Below are 19,252 nucleotides of genomic sequence, written 5' to 3'. Positions count from 1 at the left end.
GTGTCAGGCTCTTTCCATGATGGCCAGCCGGGCCGCCAGCGCGACGAACACGCCGCCACTGACCCAGCCGAGAATTCGCGACGCCCGCGGGCTTGAAATCAGCGCTCGCCCGGCGCCGCCGGCAAATGACCCCACCAGGGCATTCACGACGAACCCGCCCACAGCGATGATCGCGCCCAGCAGCAGAAACTGAGCCAGAACCGATCCGTTGGCCGGCGAGACGAATTGCGGGATGAAGGCCAGAACGAACAGAATGATCTTGGGGTTTGTCATGTTGACAAGCATCCCCTCGCGAAAGGCATGGCCCGACGACTGCATTGGAGCGTCAGTCCGGACGGCACCGTTTCTGATGGTGCCCCAGGCCAGATACAGCAGGTAGGCCACGCCCAGCCAGCGAATGACGTCGAACAGCCAGGGCATAGTCGCGACCGCCGCGCCAAGTCCCAGCCCAGCCAGCAGAACATGAACCATCAGACCGGTCGAAACACCGGCGCTGGCCACGATGGCCGATCGAGCACCCGACCGCAGCCCAAGCCCGAAGCAGAACATCATGTCAGCCCCCGGCGTCATGTTCAGCGCTATGGCGGCTGGGATGAAGGTCAACAGCGTTGCGTATTCGATCATGGATCGACCTCAAACCAATTCACCTTGGGCCCCAGATTTGCGATCCGGGTGCGACCGATCTCGCCGCGATAACCCCAGCTGTCGTGGATATGACCGCACAGAGCAAAGTCAGGTTGAATCCGTTCCACCGCGTCGCGCACCGCGCTCGATCCGATCGATTGCCCCTGCGAGGTCCGATCGCCTTTGCCCTTGGGCGGGGCATGCGTGATCAGGATGTCGGCCGACGGGCAGCGATTGAGCAGCTCTGCGGCCTCGGCTTCGGTCAGGTCGCAGGACCAGTCACCAAATGGCGTGACCGGTACGCCATAGCCAAGTCCGAACAGGCGCAGCCCGTCCACGGTCATGCCTGTTCCGTGCAGAACATGCACGCCGTCCGGCACGGCCGCCGCCAGTTCCTCGGCGCTTTCGGCGTTGCCGGGAACCAGAACCATCGGCGCGGATATGCCGGAAAGCATTTCCATCGCCTCGTCCAGCCCCTGACGCATGTTGCAGTAATCACCCGCGCCGATCACCAGGTCAGCGTCGACGCTGGCTGCCACCAGTTCCGCAGCCCGATTGCGGGCCATGTGCAGGTCGGAAAAGGCCAGAACCTTCATCCCTTGTTCTCCAGATATGCGCGCAGATCCAACAGATCGGCCCAGGCCTGGCGCTTGGCATGGGGCTGGCGCAGCAGATAGGCGGGGTGCAGCATGGGCAGAACCGGCAGATTCAGCGCCTGATCCCACTGCCCGCGCAGACGCGTTATGCCGCGCTTGTTCAGAGCCGCCTGGCAGCTGATGTTGCCCATCACCACCAGGACGTTTGGCTTGGACAGGGCCACGTGCCGTTCCAAAAACGGCTGCATCATCGCGATCTCGTCCGGCCGAGGGTCCCTGTTCTGCGGCGGACGCCAGGGCAGAACATTGCTGATGTAAACGTTCTTGGCGCGGTCCAAGTCTATCGCGGCCAGCATCCGATCCAGCAACTGCCCGGCGCGGCCAACGAACGGCTTTCCAGCGCGGTCTTCTTCACGGCCCGGGGCCTCGCCGACGATCATGACCGGCGCACCGGGTGTCCCGTCAGCAAAGACCAGCTGTCGCGCGCCACGCTTCAGATCGCAGTGTTCGAACGCCTCCATAGCGGCGCGCAGCTGATCCAGAGACGATGCCGCAGACGCAGCCTTCTTTGCCTCGACCACCGGATCCGCCTTGGCGGGCTTCTGCACTGCGGGCTGCGCTGCGGCGGATTTTTTGACCTTTGGCGCGGTATCCGGCAATGCATAGCGGTCAACCGGTGCGTCGACGATCGCGTCGGTTACGCCCAGCTCAACCTGCCATTCCAGCAGGGCACGCGCGGTGTAGGGGTCAAGGGCCGATTCCATGACCATCAATCTACTCAGCTTTGCGGGAAGGGAAAGCAAATTGGCCTTGCCTTGGCGCATTGCCGGGCCGACGATGGTCCCCGTCATGACGCGAACCCTGGGCCTTCTGCTGATCACTCTGTTCGCCCTGCTGCCCGGCGGGTCGGAGGCGCAGTCGTTTCTCAACAATCAAGGCCAATGCCGTGGGGGCCAGTTTCAGTGCGGTCTGAAATGCTGCTCGGTTGGCCAACGCTGCAGCTATGACGGGTTCTGCATTCAGGCCGGGGGCACCTATTGCGGCGGCGGGCAGTCCTGCGGGCCGTTCGAGAAATGCGTGGCCGGAGGCACCCGATGCGCGCCGGCAGGGGCAAACAAATGCGCCTCGCGGCTGGATTGCCCCAGCGGGTCCTTCTGCAACGCGCGCGGCGAATGCGAGCGCAGTTCGGCCGACTTCGACCCCTCTCCGCAACCTGCAACGCCCTGCGACGACGGGCGGACCTGCGCAGCCGGTTCGACCTGCCTGCCGGGCGGCGGCTGTACGCGCCCCGGCTGGTACCTGTGCGAAGAGACCGGATCGCAATGCCGCACCGGGTTCAAATGCTCGGCCAATCAGGGCTGCGTGCCCAGAAAGGCCGTCGATTGCGGATACGGCAAGTGGTGCAGACCCGGCGAGCGGTGCCTGCCCGAAGGCGGATGCGAGAAACTGCCCGACGGGGACTGACTCCAGTTGCCCCGACGCGCTGCGCTTTCTATAAGCGGCGCGACTGTCAGACAGGAGCCCGGCCCATGCGTTTCGCCCATCGTCACCTACTTGGCATCGAGCATCTGTCCCAATCCGACATCACCGCCATTCTGGACCTGGCCGAAAAATACGTCGATCTGAACCGGCAATCGGCCAAGCACTCGGACGTTCTGGCGGGGCTGACCCAGATCAACATGTTCTTCGAGAACTCGACCCGCACGCAGGCCAGTTTCGAATTGGCGGGCAAGCGGCTGGGTGCGGATGTGATGAACATGGCGATGCAGGCCAGTTCGATCAAAAAGGGCGAGACCCTGATCGACACGGCGATGACGCTGAACGCCATGCATCCCGACCTGCTGGTAGTGCGGCATCCGCATTCGGGAGCGGTAGACCTGCTGGCGCAGAAGGTCAACTGCGCGGTGCTGAACGCCGGCGACGGGCGGCACGAGCACCCCACGCAGGCGCTGCTGGATGCGCTGACCATCCGGCGTGCCAAGGGGCGGCTGCACCGGTTGAACGTGGCGATCTGCGGGGATGTGGCCCATTCCCGCGTGGCGCGGTCAAACCTGATCCTGCTGGGCAAGATGGAAAACCGCATCCGCCTGATCGGCCCGCCGACGCTGGTGCCTGCGCAATTCGCCGAATTCGGGGCCGAGATCTATGACGACATGACCGAGGGCCTGCGCGACGTGGACGTGGTGATGATGCTGCGCCTTCAGAAAGAGCGGATGGATGGCGGGTTCATCCCGTCGGAACGGGAATACTACCACCGCTATGGCCTGGACGCCGCCAAGCTGGCGCTGGCCAAGCCGGACGCCATCGTGATGCATCCCGGCCCGATGAACCGCGGGGTCGAGATCGACGGCACGCTGGCTGACGACATCAACCGCTCGGTCATCCAGGAGCAGGTCGAGATGGGCGTCGCCGTGCGCATGGCCGCGATGGAACTGCTGGCTCGCAACCTGGAGGAGGCGGCATGAGCGATCTGGACATCTCGGCTGGCGAGCGCGGCGTGATCCGCCTGTTCGCGCTGGACATGCGCCCCGAAGAGGCGAAATTCCTGCGCGAGCCCGGCGCGGCGGATCAGGTTCTTGGGGTCTCGGGGCTGGACCCCCAGCAGATCGACGTGTTTCCGGTTTCCGACCTCGAGGATCTTGGTCTCTACGGCTATCTCAGCGAGGGCTGCGGCGTGTCCGAGGACCAGCTGGACCGGGCCAGGCTGGACGCGGTCGATGGCTGGGTTCTGGTGCTGCGCAGCGCGGCCTGGGCGGGCGCGCGGCCACATTGAACCCCGATCCGCGTCTGCGCCTGATCGGCCTTTACACCGAAGAGGCCACGAACTGGAGCGGCGGCACCATCGAGACCGAAAGCGCGCGGCCATACTCGGCCGCGCCGAGCCCGGTTTCGAGCGAGCAACCCCGCCGAACGGGATCGGCCGTGCTTGCCTTGATCATCCTGCTGGTCATCGGAGGTGCCCTGTGGCTGATCCTGTGACCTTTGCACCGGACAAGGGCGCTTATGTCCGCACCAACTCGTGGCTGGCCGCGGGCGCGATGGCGGGGGCGATGCTCGTGCTGTGGCTGATCGGAAATCCCTATGTCTGGACCGGCGCCCCGGCCGGTCTGGCGGCGGTGGGCGTCCGGGCGTGGTACCTGGCGTCCGAGGAACTGGCGGCCAACTGGCAGATGACCGACACCACCCTGACCGGCCCGGGCGGACGCAGCATGCCGCTGAACCGGGTCGCAGCCGTGAATATCATGGGCAGCTTCGTGCAGATTGTCACTAAAGGCGGCGACAAGCACCTGATCAAGTACCAGGCCGACCCGGCCGCCACCAAAGCCGCGATTGAAAGGGCAATGGCATGACCAAGCTGATCTTCACCAACGCCCGCCTGATCGACCCTGAAGCCGGAACCGACGCGCTGGGTTGGCTGCACGTGGCCGACGGGCGCATCTTGGCCAGCGGCGACGGTCCAGCTCCCGAGGCGGACGCGCAGGTGATTGATTGCGGCGGTCAGTGTCTGGCCCCCGGCATCGTCGATATCGGCGTCAAGGTCTGCGAGCCGGGCGAGCGGCACAAGGAAAGCTACAAATCCGCGGGCCTTGCCGCCGCGGCCGGGGGCGTGACCACGATGGTCACCCGCCCCGACACCCTGCCTGCGATCGACACGCCGGAAACGCTCGAGTTCGTCACCCGCCGCGCCCAGGCCGACACGCCCGTCAACGTGCTGACCATGGCCGCTCTGACCAAGGGCCGCGACGGGCGCGAGATGACCGAGATCGGGTTTCTGATGGATGCGGGCGCGGTGGCTTTCACCGACTGCGACCATGTGGTGACGGACACCAAGGTATTTTCCCGCGCGCTGACCTATGCCCGGGCCTGCGGCGCGCTTGTCATCGCCCACCCACAGGACCCGGGGCTGAGCCACGGTGCTGCCGCCACCAGCGGCAAATTCGCCGCCCTGCGCGGTCTGCCCGCCGTTTCGCCCATGGCCGAACGCATGGGGCTGGACCGCGACATCGCCCTGCTGGAAATGACCGGCGCGGCCTATCACGCCGATCAGATCACCACGGCCCGCGCCCTGCCCGCACTGGAACGGGCCAAGCGCAACGAGCTGGACATCACCGCCGGCACCTCGATCCACCACCTGACGCTGAACGAGCTGGACGTGGCGGACTATCGCACCTTCTTCAAGGTCAAGCCGCCGCTGCGCTCCGAAGATGATCGGCAGGCGGTGATCGAGGCCGTGCGCTCCGGCCTGATCGACACGATCAGTTCGATGCATACGCCGCAGGACGAGGAAAGCAAACGCCTCCCGTTCGAAGAGGCGGCCTCGGGCGCGGTGGCGCTGGAAACCCTGCTGCCGGCCGCACTGCGCCTGTATCATGCCGATCAACTGGACCTGCCGACCCTGTTCCGGGCCATGACACTGAATCCGGCGAAACGACTGGGGCTGGACTGCGGCCGCCTGAGCGCGGGCGCCCCGGCCGATCTGGTTCTGTTCGACCCGGATGTGCCCTTCGTGCTGGACCGGTTCACGCTGAAATCGAAATCGCAGAACACCCCGTTTGACGGACAGCGGATGCAGGGTAAGGTCACCGCAACCTACGTTGCAGGCAAAGAAATTTTCCGGAGATCCTGATGCCCGTTTTCGACAGCTCGACGACCCAACTGATTATCTGGGCCGCGATCGGATACCTGATGGGGTCGGTACCTTATGGCATGATCGTTGCGCGGGTGATGGGACTGGGCAACCTGCGCCAGATCGGGTCCGGCAATATTGGTGCCACCAACGTGTTGCGCACTGGCAGCAAGGCGGCGGCGGCGCTGACTCTTCTGTTCGACGCCGGCAAAGGCGTGGTCGCGGTCCTGCTGGCCCGGGCACTGGCCGGCGACGATGCCGCCCAGGTCGCGGCGCTGGCGGCTTTTGTCGGCCATTGCTACCCGGTCTGGCTGAGCTTCAAGGGCGGCAAGGGCGTGGCAACTTTCCTGGGCCTGTGGCTGGCGCTGGACTGGCGGGTGGGCGTTGCGTGCTGTCTGACATGGCTGGTCGCTGCTGCGATCTGGCGGATCTCGTCCCTCGGCGCGCTGGCCGCGGCAGCCCTGTCGACAACATGGGTGATGATCCTGACGGACGGGTCGACCTTTTTGCTGGGCGTCGTTCTGACGCTGCTGATTTACTGGCGCCACCGCGAAAATCTGGCCCGCATCAAGGCGGGAACAGAGCCCAAGATCGGGAAATCGTGACCGCGCCGGCCGACTTTTTGGACTCATTCTTTGCCTTGCCGGCGGGTTCGTTCACCGGAACCGCAAACGGTCGAAGCTATTCGGTCACGCGGCTGGCGATGGCCGGCGGCAAATCGCACAAGCTGGTCGCCCATGAACGGGGTGGTGCGGACTACATCAGTATGAACCTGTACCTGACGGATCAAAGCGGCGCTTTGCTGCGCCCCTGCGAGATGCCTGCCGCCAAGGTCGTACGCTTTGTTCTGGCCCTGGTACCCGACAGCTGAACCGCAGACCGATCTGCGCTTGCGAACAGACCGCCTGGTATTTCCGCACATTCACGTTTGATTGCTTTGAACGTGATCGCCGCCTTTCCCACCTGAGTTTTCGTGACGCTCAATTACCGGGTGCACGAAACGCAATTTCGGTGCTGAAACGCCCGCGCTTGGACATGCCGGGCAGCCCGATCACGAAAGGTGGAACCATGAACAAGATCAAATCCCTGTTGGGCGGCGTTGCGCTGTCTGTGGCAATCGCAAGCTCGGCCCTGGCGGCCGGGGTAGAAATCAACGCCTCGTCGACCGGTTTGGCGATGCAGGGTTACGACCCGGTGGCGTATTTCACTGAAGGCGAGCCGACCAAAGGCAGCTACAAGATCACGGCGTTGCACAACGATGCGCTGTACCGTTTTGCCACCGAAGAGAACAAGGCCGCGTTCGAAGCCAATCCCGAGGCCTACCTGCCGGCCTACGGCGGCTACTGCGCCTTCGGAGCGGCCATGGGGTTCAAGTTTGACGGCGATCCGACCTACTGGAAGATCGTGGACAACAAATTGTACCTGAACCTGTCGGAAGACATCCAGCAGCGTTGGGAAGGCGACATCCCCGGCTTCATCGAAAAAGCAAGCGTCAACTGGGAAACGATCGCCGACAAGGATCCGGCCGAACTGCAGCAATAATCTGCTGAATTGGCGGTAAGGATCGGCGGCAGAATGCTTCTGCCGCCGATCGTGATTTGAAGCCCCACGACCCCGAACCTATCTGATCAGAACAACACTCTAAAAGGGCGGCCAGGCGCCGCGACCTTGCGGAAATCCGGGTCGGAATAACAGCGAAAAACCAATGATCCGGTCCAACGACCGGAACGTAATGATCAATACAAACCTTCAGGCCAACCAAAGGCCGAGGCAGATAACTTCCAACGAAAGGATAGCAAGATGACGAGCAAACTGGCACTATTGACCACCGTTGCAACTTTTGCAGCCGGCACCGCCATGGCGCAGTCCTCGGGCGATTGGACCGGGTTCTATGCGGGTGCGCAGGTCGGCTACGCGGATATCGGCACCAGCCTGTCCGGTGTGGACGGAGACGGCGCCATCGGCGGTCTGATCCTTGGTTACGACTATGATCTGGGCGACTGGGTCGTGGGCGGCGGCTTTGATTATGACTGGTCTGATGTCGACCTTTCGGGTGCCGCAACGGTCGAAGACGTCTGGCGGCTGAAAGCCCGCGCCGGCTACAAGGTCAACCCGCAGGGGCTGCTTTATGGTGTCGCCGGTTACGCGGATGCGGGAACCGACACGCTGGGCAGCGACGATGGATGGTTCATCGGCGCCGGCTATGAACAGATCGTCGCGCCGAACGTCAGCATCGCGGGCGAGCTGCTGTACCACGAGTTCGACAATTTCAACTCGACCGGTGTCGACGTGGATGCAACCACGTTTCAGATCCGGGCGGCATACCGCTTCTGATCTCTTGCGCAGAATCGAACGGGCCCGGCACAGCGTGCCGGGCCTTTTTCATGGCACTAGGATCGTGCTTCCGGTTGTCTGCCGCGCCTCCAGTGCGCGGTGCGCATCGGCGACCTGATCCAGTTCAAAGCGTTGATCGATGTGAATCTTGACCTCGGCGCCGGCCACCTTGCCGAACAGCCGCCGGGCCATGGCCTGACACACGGAATGGTCCGCGATATGGGTGAACAGCGTCGGCCGGGTGATCTTCAACGACCCTTTCTGCCCAAGAATGCCGATGTTGAATGGTGGCACGGGTCCAGACGCATTGCCGAAGGAAATCATCATCCCCAATGGCTTGAGGCAGTCCAGCGAGCCTTCGAACGTATCGGCACCGACAGAGTCCATGACCGCATCGACCCCTTTGCCGCCAGTAATCTCGGCCACGCGGGACGCAAAATCCTCGGTCCGGTAGTTGATGCAGTGTGTGGCGCCGTTGAACTGGGCCAGACGGCACTTGTCATCGGTCCCGGCCGTGCCGATCAGCTTGATGCCTTCGGATTTGGCCCACTGGCACGCGATCAAGCCGACACCCCCGGCGGCGGCATGGAACAGAACCGTATCACCACGTTTCAGCGGCGTGGTGCGGTGAAACAAGTATTCAACCGTCAAGCCCTTGAGCATCATGGCCGCCGCGGTCTCGAATGAGATTCCGCCGGGCAAGGGACACACCTGCGACGCGGGCATCACCCGCGCTTCGCAATAGGCACCGGCCGGCACCGCGGCATAGGCCGCCCGCTGGCCCGGTTTCAGATGCGTCACGCCTTCGCCGACCGCCTCGATCACCCCGGCGGCTTCCATTCCCAGCGCGTGCGGCAGTTCCATCGGATACAGACCGGTCCGCTGGTAGACATCAATAAAATTCAGACCGCAGGCGTGATGGCGGATCCGAACTTCACCCGGCCCCGGGTCACCCAACGGTCTATCCTCGATCTTCAGCACCTCGGGGCCGCCGGTTTCGTGAATGACTACGGTACGCGCCGTTTTCTGCATGCTGACCTCCTATTGCCTGGATCCAAGCTATCACTTCGGCGCCGCAGGGCAATCCGGCGATCTCGCAAGGGTGAACCAGGATTGGAAAAAACTGTGGTACACTAGGGTCAGGCGTTGCCGGGTCATCCGGCCACGGGCAACTTTTCGCCGGATGCATCCTGCGGCGCACCTGCGCCAAGGAAAGGGATGACAATGGCAAAGACAATCGGAAACCCGATCAGTTGGACCGCGCAGCAACTCGGCGCGACCAGCGATCACATCGCTGAAAACGTAACGGGCATCGGCAGCGCTGACACCCAGCATCTGCCGACGGTACAAACGCTGACGTTGCAAGACTTGCGAGAGTGCCTGCGCGCCGGATACGAAGACTTTCTGGCGATCCGGGCCGATGCCATTTTCATCGTTCTGATCTACCCGATCGCGGGGCTTTTGATGTTCGGATTCGCGATGCAAGCCAACATGGTGCCACTTCTGGCTCCTCTGGTGGCCGGGTTTGCGCTGATCGGTCCGGTCGCTGCACTGGGCTTGTATGAGATCAGCCGCAAGCGGGAACAGGGGCACGAGGTTCACTGGCTGGACGCGTTGGGTGTTTTTCGATCCCCCTCGTTCGGCGCCATACTGGCACTGGCCTTTTACCTTGTCATGCTGTTGCTGGTCTGGCTGATGGTGGCACACGGCATCTATATCGAAACACTGGGTCCGCAGCCGCCAGAGACGCTGGGCCAATTTCTGACACAGGCTCTGACCACCGGCCCCGGCTGGACCATGATCATCGTCGGATCGGCGGTTGGGTTCCTGTTTGCTCTGGTGACCTTGGCCGTCAGCGTTGTCAGCTTCCCGTTGCTGCTTGACCGCAAGGTCGGCCTGCCTGTGGCCGTTGTCACCTCGGTCCGGGTCCTGCGGCACAATCCGACCGTGATCCTGACCTGGGGCTTCATCGTCGCCGCGCTGCTGGTTCTTGGTGCGATCCCGCTGCTTTTGGGCCTGATCGTCGCAATGCCTGTCTTGGGGCACGCGACATGGCACTTGTATAGACGCGCCATCGCCTGAGCAAAGCGCGGGGCAACCCCCGCGCGCTGACAGGCCTAGCCTGATACCTTCAAAACGATCTTGCCAATGTGACCGGAGCTTTCCATGCGGGCATGCGCAGCGCCGGCATCGGCCAGATCAAATTCGCTGTCCATGACCGGGGCAACTTTTCCAGCCTCAAGCAGCGGCCAGACCGCCTCATGCAGATCCTGCGCGATGCGTGCTTTGGCCAAATCGCTCTGTGGCCGTAGCGTGCTGCCGGTCAGGGTCAGGCGTTTGACCATCATCAGCGCAAAGTTCAACTCAACGACGGGCCCTTGCAGAAACGCGATCTGAACCAGCCTGCCATCTTCGGCCAACGCCTTGACGTTGCGAGGGATGTAATCGCCGCCAACCATGTCGAGAATCAGATCCGCCCCACCTTCGGCCCGCATGGCAGCAACAAAATCCTCGGACTTGTAGTTGATCGCCCTCTCGGCCCCCAGATCCAGACAGGCCCGGCATTTCTCGTCCGAACCGGCCGTCACGAAGACCCGGGCTCCGAAAGCGTTGGCCAGTTGAATGGCCGTGGTGCCGATCCCGCTCGATCCCCCATGTACAAGGAACCGTTCGCCAGCCTTCAGCCCACCACGAGTGAACACGTTTGACCAGACCGTAAAGAAGGTTTCGGGCAGGCAGGCGGCCTGCTTCAGGCTCAGGCCCGAGGGCACAGGCAGGCAGTGTGCCGCCGGTGTCGCCACGTATTCTGCATACCCGCCGCCAGGCAACAACGCACAGACCTGATCCCCCAGTGCCAACCCCGAGACCCCGGAGCCGATGGCCACCACCTCGCCCGAAGCCTCAAGCCCAGGAAGGTCGCTGGCCCCCGGCGGCGGATCATAGGCCCCTGCCCGCTGCAGAGCGTCCGGGCGGTTGACGCCGGCATAGGCCACTTTCAGAACCACCTGACCGTGACCGGGCTCGGGCATGGGGCGTTCCGTCAGCTTGAGAACGTCCGGACCTCCGGGCGTGGTGATCTCAATGGCGCGCATCATCTGGGGCATTGGCAAAACTCCTTTGCGCAATGGGTATCAGGCGAATCGGGAAAGGCCCAGCAGCAACAGGCGGTTACTTGCGCGGGTTCAGAAGACCCGGCAGATCGGCTCGCATCCTGACTGGCGCTCGGACCTGACTTGCCAGCCAGTTGGGAACCGCAAGGAACGGTTTCAACAGCGGATTGTTGTTCACCTGCGCCTTGAGCTTTTCGAACTGCATCACATCCGCAATGCGGCGATCCAGGAATTCCCATGTCCGCTGGTGGTCCGGGCTGTCATCGCCCAACCAGAACAACAGCGTCGAGGAATACACACCCGACAGTGTTGCGCGTTTGGTGTACCAGTTGACATCATCCGAAGTGTCGCCCAGCGCATCCCAGATCAAGTCACAGGTGCCCCAGACCGCTTTGGCGCCATCTGCTGCATATGACGGCAACGAAAACAAAGTCACACCTCGTCGCACCGCCTCCCTGTCGGGGACAGCCTGCAGGCGGAAGCGCACTGCGGCGGCAATCCTGTCGCGGAACTTCAGATCGCTCAGGTCCTCGGACTTCAGCCGTTCAAGCATCTCGGCGTCCCCGCGGGCGTGAAATGCGAGCGCCAAATCCACGGCGCCCCGCGGGCAGATGACACGGGCCAGACCTTCGTCCAGATCGCAGTCGGCAATGGCCGCGCGAAAGCTCTCTTCGGACCAACCATCAAAAGGAACATGGGTCAGAATTGCGTCCAGCAATTGCTGTTTTGCATCTTCATAGGTCACGGTCATGGCGGTCCTCCGACTGTTGGGCCCAGTACTAGACAAGTTAGGTCCGCTTTGCTATACGGCCAACTCCTGCAATTTCCTTGCAACTCTATCTAGAAAGGTGGTGACAACCACATGCAGGTTAGTGTTCGCGACAACAATGTCGATCAGGCGCTTCGTGCCCTGAAGAAAAAGCTGCAGCGCGAAGGCGTGTTCCGTGAAATGAAGCTGAAGCAACATTTCGAGAAACCGTCCGAGAAAAAAGCGCGCGAGAAAGCTGAAGCGATCCGCCGTGCCCGTAAACTGGCACGCAAGAAAGCCCAGCGCGAAGGTCTGCTCTAAGATCTTCCTCGTCCAGCTTTGGATGACACTATTTGACGACCCCCGAGGCATCGCCCGGGGGTTTGTCGTTTCAATAGATCTTGGGTACGTACAATTCGTCCGGCAGAACCCGCCGTTCATACTCGGGATTGTATTTCCGATCCGGCAGAGTGACCTTTTCGTGGGGCACCTCTTCGTACGGAATCTTGGTCAGAATATGCTCCATGCAGTTCAACCTTTCCCGCTTTTTGTCGTTGCCTTCGACAATGTACCAGGGGGCCTCGGGAATGTTGGTTCGGAACAGCATATCTTCCTTGGCCTTGGTATAGTCTTCCCAGCGGATCCGCGATTCCAGGTCCATCGGTGACAGTTTCCACTGCTTCATCGGATCGTGGATTCGCATCAGAAAGCGCAGTTGCTGTTCTTCGTCCGTGATCGAGAACCAGTATTTCAGCAAGATGATCCCCGACCGAACCAACATGCGCTCGAATTCGGGAACGTCCTGAAAGAACTGCTCGACCTGGGCCTCGGTGGCGAAGCCCATCACCCGTTCAACGCCCGCCCGGTTGTACCACGACCGGTCGAACAGAACGATCTCACCCGCCGCCGGCAAATGCGGCACATAGCGTTGAAAATACCACTGGCTCTGCTCGCGCCGGCTGGGGGCCGGCAAAGCAACGACACGTGCAACCCGCGGGTCCAGCCGTTGGGTGATCCGCTTGATTACCCCGCCCTTTCCAGCGCTGTCGCGCCCTTCGAACAGGATGCAAACCTTGGCGCCGGTATGTTGCACCCAGTCCTGAACCTTGATCAGTTCGGCCTGCAGGCGCAACAGGTTGCGGAAATAGACCTTGCGATCCAGCATTTCAGGATGCTGTTCGCGATAGATCTTGCGGACCTCCATCGACAGCATGGGTTCACTGAACTCGATCTCAAAATCCTCGTCCAGCGTGTCCTGCAACTCGGCTTCCAGCCAATCGTCGACTGTGTTCTCATAGTCTTCAGCCAAGGGCCTGCTCCTTATCTTTCAACAGTCTCGGACCATATCGGGTACGTGTAACCGGCCAATGTCATGCCGACCTTTTTCCCGCCCCGAAGGCCAATATTGAACCGGCTCAACGGCAGATACAACCGCATCGGCAAGACTGCCGCACCAGCGTCAGACAGGCAGTGCTGTCGTCTTGAAAACGGTCCGCAGGGCGAACGAGCTTTGCATTTGCGCAACTCCGGGCAGGCGCGACAGATACTGGCGGTGGATGCGCGCAAAATCCTCGGTGTTTTCGGCGACCACCTTCAGGACATAATCAGCCGACCCGGCCATCAGGTGGCACTCCAGAACGTCTGGAATCCGCCGGACCGCCCGCTCGAAGGCCTCGAGCACCTCCTCGGCCTGACCCTGCAATGTGATTTCGACGAATACGGTTGTCGGCACCCCCAGTTTGCGCGCATTCAACAGCGCGACATAATCCCGGATATAGCCTTCCGCCTCAAGCCGCTGGACCCGGCGATGGCAGGCCGACGGTGACAGGTTGACCTGCTCGGACAGTTCCGCGTTCGACATACGCCCCTTGCGCTGAAGGGCCGCCAGAATCTTTCGGTCAGTCGCATCAAGTGACATTCACGCACATCCGTTGCAAGATTTTCTCATTTCATCGAAAATTTTCCCACATATTAGCGCAGTTGCGCACCGAGTTTCACAGAAATTGCGCCGCTTTCTGCACATAATTTGTGCAGTTTATGAATGGAGAGCCCCATGAAAATCGGATGCCCAAAGGAAATCAAACCGCAGGAATTCCGCGTCGGCATGACCCCGAACGCCGCGCAGGAAGCGGTTGCCCGTGGTCACGAGGTCATCATCGAAACCGGCGCCGGGCTGGGTTCAGGCTTTGACAACGACGCCTATGTTGCCGCAGGCGCCCGCATCGTGGACACCGCGGAAGAGGTGTTCGCGACCGCCGACATGATCGTCAAGGTCAAGGAACCGCAAGCGATCGAGCGCAAGATGCTGCGCGAAGGCCAGCTGCTGTTCACCTACCTGCACCTCGCGCCCGACCCTGAGCAAACCCACGACCTGCTGGCCTCGGGCTGCACGGCGATCGCCTATGAAACGGTGACGGATTCCAACGGTGGTCTGCCGCTGCTTGCCCCGATGTCCGAAGTCGCAGGGCGTCTGGCACCGCAAGTGGGTTCGTGGACCCTGCAAAAAGCCAATGGCGGGCGCGGCGTTCTGATGGGCGGCGTCCCAGGCGTGGGCCCGGCCAAGGTTGTCGTGATCGGTGGCGGCGTCGTTGGCACGCATGCGGCTCAGGTGGCGGCGGGCATGGGCGCTGATGTGACCGTTCTGGACCGTTCGCTGCCGCGCCTTCGTTATCTGGATGACGTCTTCGGTGGCCGGTTCAAGAACCAGTACTCGACCGCCGGTGCTACGGCCGAGCTGATCCAGTCGGCGGATATGGTGATCGGGGCCGTTCTGATCCCGGGCGCAGCCGCCCCGAAACTGATCACCCGCGAGCAATTGTCGACCATGAAGCCGGGCGCGGTGCTTGTCGACGTTGCCATCGACCAGGGCGGCTGTTTCGAAACCTCCAAGGCAACGACGCACGCCGATCCGATCTATGAGGTCGATGGCATCATGCACTACTGCGTGGCCAATATGCCGGGTGCGGTGGCACGGACCTCGACCATCGCGCTGGGGAACGCAACGATGCCGTTCATGCTGGCGCTGGCCGACAAGGGCTGGAAACAGGCATGTCAGGACGATCCCCACCTTCTGGCGGGCCTCAACGTGCACGCCGGCCAGTTGACCTACTACGCCGTAGGCAAAGCGCTCGGGATCGACGTGGTCTCGCCCGCAATGGTCGTCAAGGCCTGATCGAAACGCAACAGCGCCGCGCATCTGCGCGGCGCTTGGCCCAACCGGAGAAGGGCATTTCCAATGCCCAACGGACGGGTGGGAGCGTTCAGCCCTCTTTGTGGATTTCCACCGAGTGCGGGTAGGGAATCGAAATGCCCTTGCTGTCAAACGCTTCCTTGACGGCCTTGGTCAGATCAAACTTGACGTCCCAATAGTCGGCGGCCGCGCACCACAACCGCGCGGTCAGGTCTACCGAGCTGTCTCCCAAGTTGGTCACACGCACCCAGGGCTCGGGGTCCGAGTGTATGCGCTTGTCCGCCTTGGCCACATCCAGAATGATCTTCATGGCCGCATCCGCACTGTCGCCATAGTCGATCCCGAACACCAGATCGACACGCCGCGTGTCGTGGGCCGAGTAGTTGGTGATAATCGACCCCCAGGCCTGACCGTTGGGAACGATGATCTGCACATTATCGGGCGTGACCAGTTCGGTCGTGAACAGGTTCAGGTCCTTCACCGTGCCGGCTGTCCCACCGATATCCACGAACTGACCCAGCTTGTATGGCCGGAAAACCACCAGCATCACACCTGCGGCTAGATCGCTGAGCGTGCCCTGCAGCGCAAGGCCGATGGCCAGCGAAGCGGCACCCAGAATGGCAACGATACTCGTCGCTTCGATTCCGAAGATGCCAAGCACAGCAACCAGGACAATGGCCAGGATCACCCATTTGACGGTGCTGGCAACGAAATTCCCCAAAGTCGGATCGATTTGCGGGGTCGAATTAATTCGGCGGCGAACGATCCCTGCGATCATGCCAGCGGCTATCCAGCCGACAACAAGAACGATCAGGGCTTTGACCGCGCTCATGATCAATGGGGCAAATGCCCCTACCTGCGTCACGACCTCATCCACGGGCGTCTCCTTTCCAACAGCAACAAACCCGCGACTTTTGCGCGGGGTTTCCTCAACATTGGGCGATAAAACCGCACAGGTCTAGGTTTGAAATGTCCCGGATTTCCCCGCTGTGCTTCAGCAAACAGTCGCTGCCCGGGGTTGCACAGACCGCCATCTAACAATCCGCCCCTGAATGCCTAGCTTGCAATAGTACCCGAACAAGGAGCTTGCCATGCTGGACACCGCCACCTTCCCGATCATGACCAAATGGCCCCCGCATTCGCCGGAGCGGATCCAACTCTATTCCTTCCCGACGCCGAACGGCGTGAAGGTGTCCATCATGCTCGAAGAAACAGGCCTGCCCTACGAGGCGCACAAGGTCACCCTGTCAGACGCCGACGTCAAAAGCCCCGAGTTTCTGTCGCTGAACCCAAACAACAAGATTCCGGCGATCATCGATCCTGACGGCCCGGACGGACAGCCCTTGGCGCTGTTCGAAAGTGGTGCGATCCTGCTGTACCTGGCCGAGAAAACCGGCAAGTTCCTCGGCCAGAACACGGCCGACAAGTATCGGATCACGCAATGGCTGATGTTCCAGATGGGCGGCGTGGGTCCGATGTTCGGGCAGCTGGGTTACTTCCACAAGTTCGCCGGCAGCGCGATCGAAGACCCGCGCCCGCGCGAGCGGTATATCTACGAGGCCAAACGGCTGCTGAATGTCGTCGAGACCCAGTTGCACGGGCAGGACTGGATCGCCGGTGAGTACTCAATTGCCGATATCGCTTTGGCCCCGTGGCTGCGCGGCCTTGATTTCTACGGCGCCAAAGAGTTGGTCGGCTGGGACGATCATCGCAACACCATCGCCTATCTGAACCGGTTCCTGGACCGGCCCGCGGTTCAAAAGGGTCTGGTCACGCCTCCGCGCGGGTAAGGGATCACGCCGTCGCCGCCTTGCAAGCGGCGTCGGCATTCCGTTCCATCAACCGGGCAGTTTCCCGGTCAGCACATAGCGCAGAATCTCGACCACCTGGCGGGGCTCCTCGGCCACCGCCAACGCGGCGGTATCGACCTCTTTCAGCGCATGCTGATGCTCGGGGCCGTGCAGCACGATGATCGACTTGCCCAGGGCCGCGGCATAGCCCGCGTCGAAGGCCGCATTCCACTGCTTGTACTTGTCCCCGAACCGCACCACGACGACGTCGGCATCGGCTATCCCCTTGCGGGTACGGATCGCGTTGACCATCGCGCCTTTGTGGTCGTGCCAGTACTTGTTCGGCTCGGCCCCCAGAATGGCGACACCGCAATCGTCGCTGGCCGCATGATCGGTCACTGGGCTGTTGAACGTGACGTCCAGCCCTTGCGCGCCTTCGATGATCTGTTCGCGCCAATCCGTGTGGATCTCGCCCGACAGGTAGACATTCAAACCCATTGCAGCCTCCGCATTTTGCTTCTGGCCCTGTTTACTGTCCAATCACGCAAAGCCCAATGCGGAAGTTGCCTGCCGATGCCGCGTTGGCGTCACAGCTTGCGGGCCACCAGATAGCGAGAGGGCGGTTTCGCCGGGAAATTCCCGCATTCGATGATCTCGAACCCGGCCTTTTCAATGGTCGTTTCCAGCGTCTTGATGTCGAATTGGCTGACGAATGGCGCCTTGCCCAAAAGCTGCAGGGCCGGCAGCACCAGCTTCAGCAAACCGAACTTGAACCCCAATCCACCCTGGGCAAGACAGGGCGTTTTTGAAATGAACAGACCGCCGGGTTTCAACACATCATGAAGCCCGGCCAGCGTCGCCTCCAGATCGCGGATCAGGTGCAGCAGATTGAACGCCATCACCACATCATAGGCCCAATTCGGGGGGCGGTTCGCGTCGGCCTCGACAAAGACAACGTTTTCGATCTGCTCCTCTTGCGCCAACCTGCGGCCCACGGCCAACATGCCCGGAGAGACATCGCTCGCCGTGATCGTATCCGCATGGCCGGACAGCCGCAGCGCGGTGCGCCCGGTTCCGCAGCCCAGTTCCAGCACCTGATCGGTCGGCTTCAGATAGGACACCGTGCGTTGCAACGTGTGCTCATAGGACTCCATGTCCCGGATCGGGGATTTCGCGTATTTCTCGGCGATTCCGTCCCAGAATTTGGCTGTGGCGGTCATGTCGGCTCTCCTTTGAGCGCAAGCTAGTGATACGCGTTTCAAAGGTGAATTGCCGAAATTCGCAGAATCCTTATACATTCTTGCATGGATGATCCTCGCAAATTCGACTGGAACCATATCCGCGCCTTTCTGGCCACAGCCGAGACCGGCTCGCTTTCGGCGGCGGCACGACGGTTGGACCAGACCCAACCGACCCTCAGCCGCCAGATCGCCGCGCTTGAATCCGACCTGGGCGTGATGCTGTTCGAACGGGTCGGCCGATCACTTCAGATCACCACCGCCGGGATCGAACTTCTGGAGCACACCCGGACCATGGGCGCCGCCGCAGATCGCATTGCGTTGGCGGCGTCCGGTCAGGCGCAGTCGATCGAGGGGCAGGTGCGGATCACCGCAAGCGACGTGATGTCGGCCTATATCCTGCCGGATCTGCTGCGCCAGATCCGCGCGCAGGCTCCGAAACTGCGGATCGACGTGATCGCCGCGAACGACATTCGCGATCTGATGCGGCGCGAGGCGGATATCGCCATCCGCCATGTCCGCCCCGACCAGCCCGACCTGATCGCAAAACTGGTGCAGGAGGCCGACGGGCATTTCTATGCCGCCACCGCCTACCTGAACCGCGCTGGACGCCCCAAGTCCCTGTCGGACCTGTCCCGGCACGCGTTCATCAGTTTCGGCGACACCGCGCAGATGATCGCCTATTTCGAACCGATCGGCCTGCATCTGACCGAAGAAAACTTCCGCCTGGGGTCGCAGAACGGCATCGTCTCGTGGGAGTTTGCCCGGCAGGGCTTTGGCATCGCGCCCATGTCCGAGCCGGTTGGCGATGCCACACCCGGTATGGAGCGCGTCCTTCCCGACATGGAGCCGTTGCGGTTCCCGATCTGGCTGACCACCCATCGCGAACTGCATACCAGCCGCCGCATCCGGCTGGTCTTTGACTTGCTGGCGGATTTCTTCGCAAACTGAAACACGCGCACCATCGGCGCGCGTGTCTCTTCGGGTTAGAGCCG

General features: G+C 62.0%; 26 protein-coding genes. 15 read left to right on the top strand and 11 right to left on the bottom strand.

Annotated elements, in window-relative coordinates; genetic code table 11:
• Positions 1–3 precede the first annotated feature (3 nt).
• Genes ACR3EK_RS17045 through ACR3EK_RS17035 form a run of 3 tightly spaced genes read right to left on the bottom strand, consistent with a single transcriptional unit; the run spans position 4 to position 1,984 of the window.
• Positions 4–624, bottom strand: coding sequence for a LysE family translocator (locus ACR3EK_RS17045; protein ID WP_170456549.1), 621 nt, complete (start codon positions 622–624; stop codon positions 4–6).
• A complete protein-coding gene (locus tag ACR3EK_RS17040; RefSeq protein WP_170373102.1) occupies positions 621–1,220 on the bottom strand; it encodes a metallophosphoesterase family protein in 600 nt (199 codons plus the stop codon). Before ACR3EK_RS17040 ends, ACR3EK_RS17045 begins: the two co-directional genes overlap by 4 nt.
• Complete coding sequence (locus ACR3EK_RS17035; protein ID WP_480632375.1) at positions 1,217–1,984, bottom strand: uracil-DNA glycosylase; 768 nt, start codon at positions 1,982–1,984, stop codon at positions 1,217–1,219. Before ACR3EK_RS17035 ends, ACR3EK_RS17040 begins: the two co-directional genes overlap by 4 nt.
• Before the next feature lie 85 nt (positions 1,985–2,069).
• Here ACR3EK_RS17035 and ACR3EK_RS17030 point away from each other — a divergent pair, with 85 nt between their 5' ends.
• The 10 genes from ACR3EK_RS17030 to ACR3EK_RS16985 all read left to right on the top strand — a co-directional run bounded on the left by ACR3EK_RS17030 (position 2,070) and on the right by ACR3EK_RS16985 (position 8,181).
• Positions 2,070–2,684: a scavenger receptor class F, member 2 gene (locus ACR3EK_RS17030; RefSeq protein WP_480632374.1), complete on the top strand. Its 615-nt coding sequence runs from the start codon at positions 2,070–2,072 to the stop codon at positions 2,682–2,684.
• 65 nt (positions 2,685–2,749) lie between these two features.
• Positions 2,750–3,685 carry an aspartate carbamoyltransferase catalytic subunit gene (locus ACR3EK_RS17025; RefSeq protein WP_480632373.1) on the top strand — a complete coding sequence of 312 codons (936 nt, stop codon included), beginning with the start codon at positions 2,750–2,752 and terminating at the stop codon, positions 3,683–3,685.
• A complete protein-coding gene (locus tag ACR3EK_RS17020; protein WP_480633987.1) occupies positions 3,682–3,993 on the top strand; it encodes a hypothetical protein in 312 nt (103 codons plus the stop codon). The genes ACR3EK_RS17025 and ACR3EK_RS17020 overlap by 4 nt, the downstream gene beginning before the upstream one ends.
• Positions 3,990–4,199 carry a hypothetical protein gene (locus ACR3EK_RS17015; RefSeq protein ID WP_480633986.1) on the top strand — a complete coding sequence of 70 codons (210 nt, stop codon included), beginning with the start codon at positions 3,990–3,992 and terminating at the stop codon, positions 4,197–4,199. The genes ACR3EK_RS17020 and ACR3EK_RS17015 overlap by 4 nt, the downstream gene beginning before the upstream one ends.
• Positions 4,184–4,570, top strand: a complete 387-nt coding sequence (locus ACR3EK_RS17010; RefSeq protein WP_480633985.1) for a hypothetical protein — start codon at positions 4,184–4,186, stop codon at positions 4,568–4,570. Before ACR3EK_RS17015 ends, ACR3EK_RS17010 begins: the two co-directional genes overlap by 16 nt.
• A complete protein-coding gene (gene pyrC / locus ACR3EK_RS17005; RefSeq protein WP_480633984.1) occupies positions 4,567–5,847 on the top strand; it encodes a dihydroorotase in 1,281 nt (426 codons plus the stop codon). The genes ACR3EK_RS17010 and pyrC overlap by 4 nt, the downstream gene beginning before the upstream one ends.
• A complete protein-coding gene (gene plsY / locus ACR3EK_RS17000; protein WP_170360019.1) occupies positions 5,847–6,452 on the top strand; it encodes a glycerol-3-phosphate 1-O-acyltransferase PlsY in 606 nt (201 codons plus the stop codon). Before pyrC ends, plsY begins: the two co-directional genes overlap by 1 nt.
• Positions 6,449–6,718, top strand: a complete 270-nt coding sequence (locus ACR3EK_RS16995) for a hypothetical protein (RefSeq protein WP_170360017.1) — start codon at positions 6,449–6,451, stop codon at positions 6,716–6,718. The genes plsY and ACR3EK_RS16995 overlap by 4 nt, the downstream gene beginning before the upstream one ends.
• Before the next feature lie 197 nt (positions 6,719–6,915).
• Positions 6,916–7,389 (top strand): YHS domain-containing (seleno)protein, encoded by a 474-nt coding sequence (locus tag ACR3EK_RS16990; protein WP_093963550.1) that lies wholly within the window; start codon positions 6,916–6,918, stop codon positions 7,387–7,389.
• Positions 7,390–7,647: 258 nt separating this feature from the next.
• The gene (locus ACR3EK_RS16985; RefSeq protein WP_093963551.1) at positions 7,648–8,181 is read left to right on the top strand and encodes an outer membrane protein; all 534 of its coding nucleotides are present in this window, start codon (positions 7,648–7,650) and stop codon (positions 8,179–8,181) included.
• A gap of 48 nt (positions 8,182–8,229) precedes the next feature.
• Here the strand turns inward: ACR3EK_RS16985 and ACR3EK_RS16980 are convergent, their stop codons facing one another.
• Positions 8,230–9,213 (bottom strand): quinone oxidoreductase family protein, encoded by a 984-nt coding sequence (locus ACR3EK_RS16980; protein WP_170373107.1) that lies wholly within the window; start codon positions 9,211–9,213, stop codon positions 8,230–8,232.
• A gap of 192 nt (positions 9,214–9,405) precedes the next feature.
• On the opposite strand from ACR3EK_RS16980, the gene ACR3EK_RS16975 reads away from it, so the two are divergent.
• Complete coding sequence (locus ACR3EK_RS16975; protein ID WP_480633983.1) at positions 9,406–10,263, top strand: DUF2189 domain-containing protein; 858 nt, start codon at positions 9,406–9,408, stop codon at positions 10,261–10,263.
• 35 nt (positions 10,264–10,298) lie between these two features.
• Here ACR3EK_RS16975 and ACR3EK_RS16970 read toward each other — a convergent pair whose 3' ends face one another.
• Both ACR3EK_RS16970 and ACR3EK_RS16965 read right to left on the bottom strand, forming a co-directional pair.
• Complete coding sequence (locus tag ACR3EK_RS16970; protein ID WP_170367581.1) at positions 10,299–11,285, bottom strand: NAD(P)H-quinone oxidoreductase; 987 nt, start codon at positions 11,283–11,285, stop codon at positions 10,299–10,301.
• A 64-nt stretch (positions 11,286–11,349) separates the two neighbouring features.
• Entirely contained in the window at positions 11,350–12,042 is a 693-nt protein-coding gene (locus tag ACR3EK_RS16965; protein WP_170367580.1) for a COQ9 family protein, read from the bottom strand.
• A gap of 111 nt (positions 12,043–12,153) precedes the next feature.
• On the opposite strand from ACR3EK_RS16965, the gene rpsU reads away from it, so the two are divergent.
• Positions 12,154–12,360, top strand: a complete 207-nt coding sequence (gene rpsU / locus ACR3EK_RS16960; protein ID WP_005614280.1) for a 30S ribosomal protein S21 — start codon at positions 12,154–12,156, stop codon at positions 12,358–12,360.
• 70 nt (positions 12,361–12,430) lie between these two features.
• Here rpsU and ppk2 read toward each other — a convergent pair whose 3' ends face one another.
• Both ppk2 and ACR3EK_RS16950 read right to left on the bottom strand, forming a co-directional pair.
• Positions 12,431–13,348 carry a polyphosphate kinase 2 gene (gene ppk2, locus ACR3EK_RS16955; RefSeq protein ID WP_170360005.1) on the bottom strand — a complete coding sequence of 306 codons (918 nt, stop codon included), beginning with the start codon at positions 13,346–13,348 and terminating at the stop codon, positions 12,431–12,433.
• Positions 13,349–13,498: 150 nt separating this feature from the next.
• The gene (locus ACR3EK_RS16950; protein WP_093963556.1) at positions 13,499–13,957 is read right to left on the bottom strand and encodes an Lrp/AsnC family transcriptional regulator; all 459 of its coding nucleotides are present in this window, start codon (positions 13,955–13,957) and stop codon (positions 13,499–13,501) included.
• Between the two features lie 135 nt (positions 13,958–14,092).
• On the opposite strand from ACR3EK_RS16950, the gene ald reads away from it, so the two are divergent.
• Positions 14,093–15,211 carry an alanine dehydrogenase gene (gene ald, locus ACR3EK_RS16945; protein ID WP_170438523.1) on the top strand — a complete coding sequence of 373 codons (1,119 nt, stop codon included), beginning with the start codon at positions 14,093–14,095 and terminating at the stop codon, positions 15,209–15,211.
• An 88-nt stretch (positions 15,212–15,299) separates the two neighbouring features.
• On the opposite strand, the gene ACR3EK_RS16940 is transcribed toward ald, so the two are convergent.
• A complete protein-coding gene (locus ACR3EK_RS16940) occupies positions 15,300–16,106 on the bottom strand; it encodes a mechanosensitive ion channel family protein (RefSeq protein WP_170367577.1) in 807 nt (268 codons plus the stop codon).
• A 214-nt stretch (positions 16,107–16,320) separates the two neighbouring features.
• Between ACR3EK_RS16940 and ACR3EK_RS16935 the strand changes: the two genes are divergently transcribed.
• Entirely contained in the window at positions 16,321–17,019 is a 699-nt protein-coding gene (locus ACR3EK_RS16935) for a glutathione S-transferase family protein (protein ID WP_480633982.1), read from the top strand.
• Between the two features lie 48 nt (positions 17,020–17,067).
• Here the strand turns inward: ACR3EK_RS16935 and ACR3EK_RS16930 are convergent, their stop codons facing one another.
• Together ACR3EK_RS16930 and ACR3EK_RS16925 are read right to left on the bottom strand one after the other, a co-directional pair.
• Positions 17,068–17,517 (bottom strand): YtoQ family protein, encoded by a 450-nt coding sequence (locus ACR3EK_RS16930; protein WP_093963775.1) that lies wholly within the window; start codon positions 17,515–17,517, stop codon positions 17,068–17,070.
• An 89-nt stretch (positions 17,518–17,606) separates the two neighbouring features.
• Positions 17,607–18,239 carry a class I SAM-dependent methyltransferase gene (locus tag ACR3EK_RS16925; protein ID WP_480633981.1) on the bottom strand — a complete coding sequence of 211 codons (633 nt, stop codon included), beginning with the start codon at positions 18,237–18,239 and terminating at the stop codon, positions 17,607–17,609.
• Between the two features lie 84 nt (positions 18,240–18,323).
• Here ACR3EK_RS16925 and ACR3EK_RS16920 point away from each other — a divergent pair, with 84 nt between their 5' ends.
• Positions 18,324–19,208, top strand: a complete 885-nt coding sequence (locus ACR3EK_RS16920) for a LysR family transcriptional regulator (protein WP_480633980.1) — start codon at positions 18,324–18,326, stop codon at positions 19,206–19,208.
• Positions 19,209–19,252 lie beyond the last annotated feature (44 nt).

The organism is Ruegeria sp. BC8, from assembly GCF_056535705.1.
The sequence above is the reverse complement of the archived record's forward strand: the minus strand, read 5'-3'. Positions and strand labels throughout refer to the sequence as shown.

What these genes read in the sequence shown, in the direction of transcription:
- ACR3EK_RS17045 (WP_170456549.1), bottom strand. Translation starts at nt 624, where the DNA reads ATGATCGAATACGCAACGCTGTTGACCTTCATCCCAGCCGCCATAGCG.
- ACR3EK_RS17040 (WP_170373102.1), bottom strand. Translation starts at nt 1,220, where the DNA reads ATGAAGGTTCTGGCCTTTTCCGACCTGCACATGGCCCGCAATCGGGCT.
- ACR3EK_RS17035 (WP_480632375.1), bottom strand. Translation starts at nt 1,984, where the DNA reads ATGGAATCGGCCCTTGACCCCTACACCGCGCGTGCCCTGCTGGAATGG.
- ACR3EK_RS17030 (WP_480632374.1), top strand. Translation starts at nt 2,070, where the DNA reads ATGACGCGAACCCTGGGCCTTCTGCTGATCACTCTGTTCGCCCTGCTG.
- ACR3EK_RS17025 (WP_480632373.1), top strand. Translation starts at nt 2,750, where the DNA reads ATGCGTTTCGCCCATCGTCACCTACTTGGCATCGAGCATCTGTCCCAA.
- ACR3EK_RS17020 (WP_480633987.1), top strand. Translation starts at nt 3,682, where the DNA reads ATGAGCGATCTGGACATCTCGGCTGGCGAGCGCGGCGTGATCCGCCTG.
- pyrC (WP_480633984.1), top strand. Translation starts at nt 4,567, where the DNA reads ATGACCAAGCTGATCTTCACCAACGCCCGCCTGATCGACCCTGAAGCC.
- plsY (WP_170360019.1), top strand. Translation starts at nt 5,847, where the DNA reads ATGCCCGTTTTCGACAGCTCGACGACCCAACTGATTATCTGGGCCGCG.
- ACR3EK_RS16990 (WP_093963550.1), top strand. Translation starts at nt 6,916, where the DNA reads ATGAACAAGATCAAATCCCTGTTGGGCGGCGTTGCGCTGTCTGTGGCA.
- ACR3EK_RS16985 (WP_093963551.1), top strand. Translation starts at nt 7,648, where the DNA reads ATGACGAGCAAACTGGCACTATTGACCACCGTTGCAACTTTTGCAGCC.
- ACR3EK_RS16980 (WP_170373107.1), bottom strand. Translation starts at nt 9,213, where the DNA reads ATGCAGAAAACGGCGCGTACCGTAGTCATTCACGAAACCGGCGGCCCC.
- ACR3EK_RS16975 (WP_480633983.1), top strand. Translation starts at nt 9,406, where the DNA reads ATGGCAAAGACAATCGGAAACCCGATCAGTTGGACCGCGCAGCAACTC.
- ACR3EK_RS16970 (WP_170367581.1), bottom strand. Translation starts at nt 11,285, where the DNA reads ATGCCCCAGATGATGCGCGCCATTGAGATCACCACGCCCGGAGGTCCG.
- ACR3EK_RS16965 (WP_170367580.1), bottom strand. Translation starts at nt 12,042, where the DNA reads ATGACCGTGACCTATGAAGATGCAAAACAGCAATTGCTGGACGCAATT.
- rpsU (WP_005614280.1), top strand. Translation starts at nt 12,154, where the DNA reads ATGCAGGTTAGTGTTCGCGACAACAATGTCGATCAGGCGCTTCGTGCC.
- ACR3EK_RS16950 (WP_093963556.1), bottom strand. Translation starts at nt 13,957, where the DNA reads ATGTCACTTGATGCGACTGACCGAAAGATTCTGGCGGCCCTTCAGCGC.
- ald (WP_170438523.1), top strand. Translation starts at nt 14,093, where the DNA reads ATGAAAATCGGATGCCCAAAGGAAATCAAACCGCAGGAATTCCGCGTC.
- ACR3EK_RS16935 (WP_480633982.1), top strand. Translation starts at nt 16,321, where the DNA reads ATGCTGGACACCGCCACCTTCCCGATCATGACCAAATGGCCCCCGCAT.
- ACR3EK_RS16930 (WP_093963775.1), bottom strand. Translation starts at nt 17,517, where the DNA reads ATGGGTTTGAATGTCTACCTGTCGGGCGAGATCCACACGGATTGGCGC.
- ACR3EK_RS16925 (WP_480633981.1), bottom strand. Translation starts at nt 18,239, where the DNA reads ATGACCGCCACAGCCAAATTCTGGGACGGAATCGCCGAGAAATACGCG.
- ACR3EK_RS16920 (WP_480633980.1), top strand. Translation starts at nt 18,324, where the DNA reads ATGGATGATCCTCGCAAATTCGACTGGAACCATATCCGCGCCTTTCTG.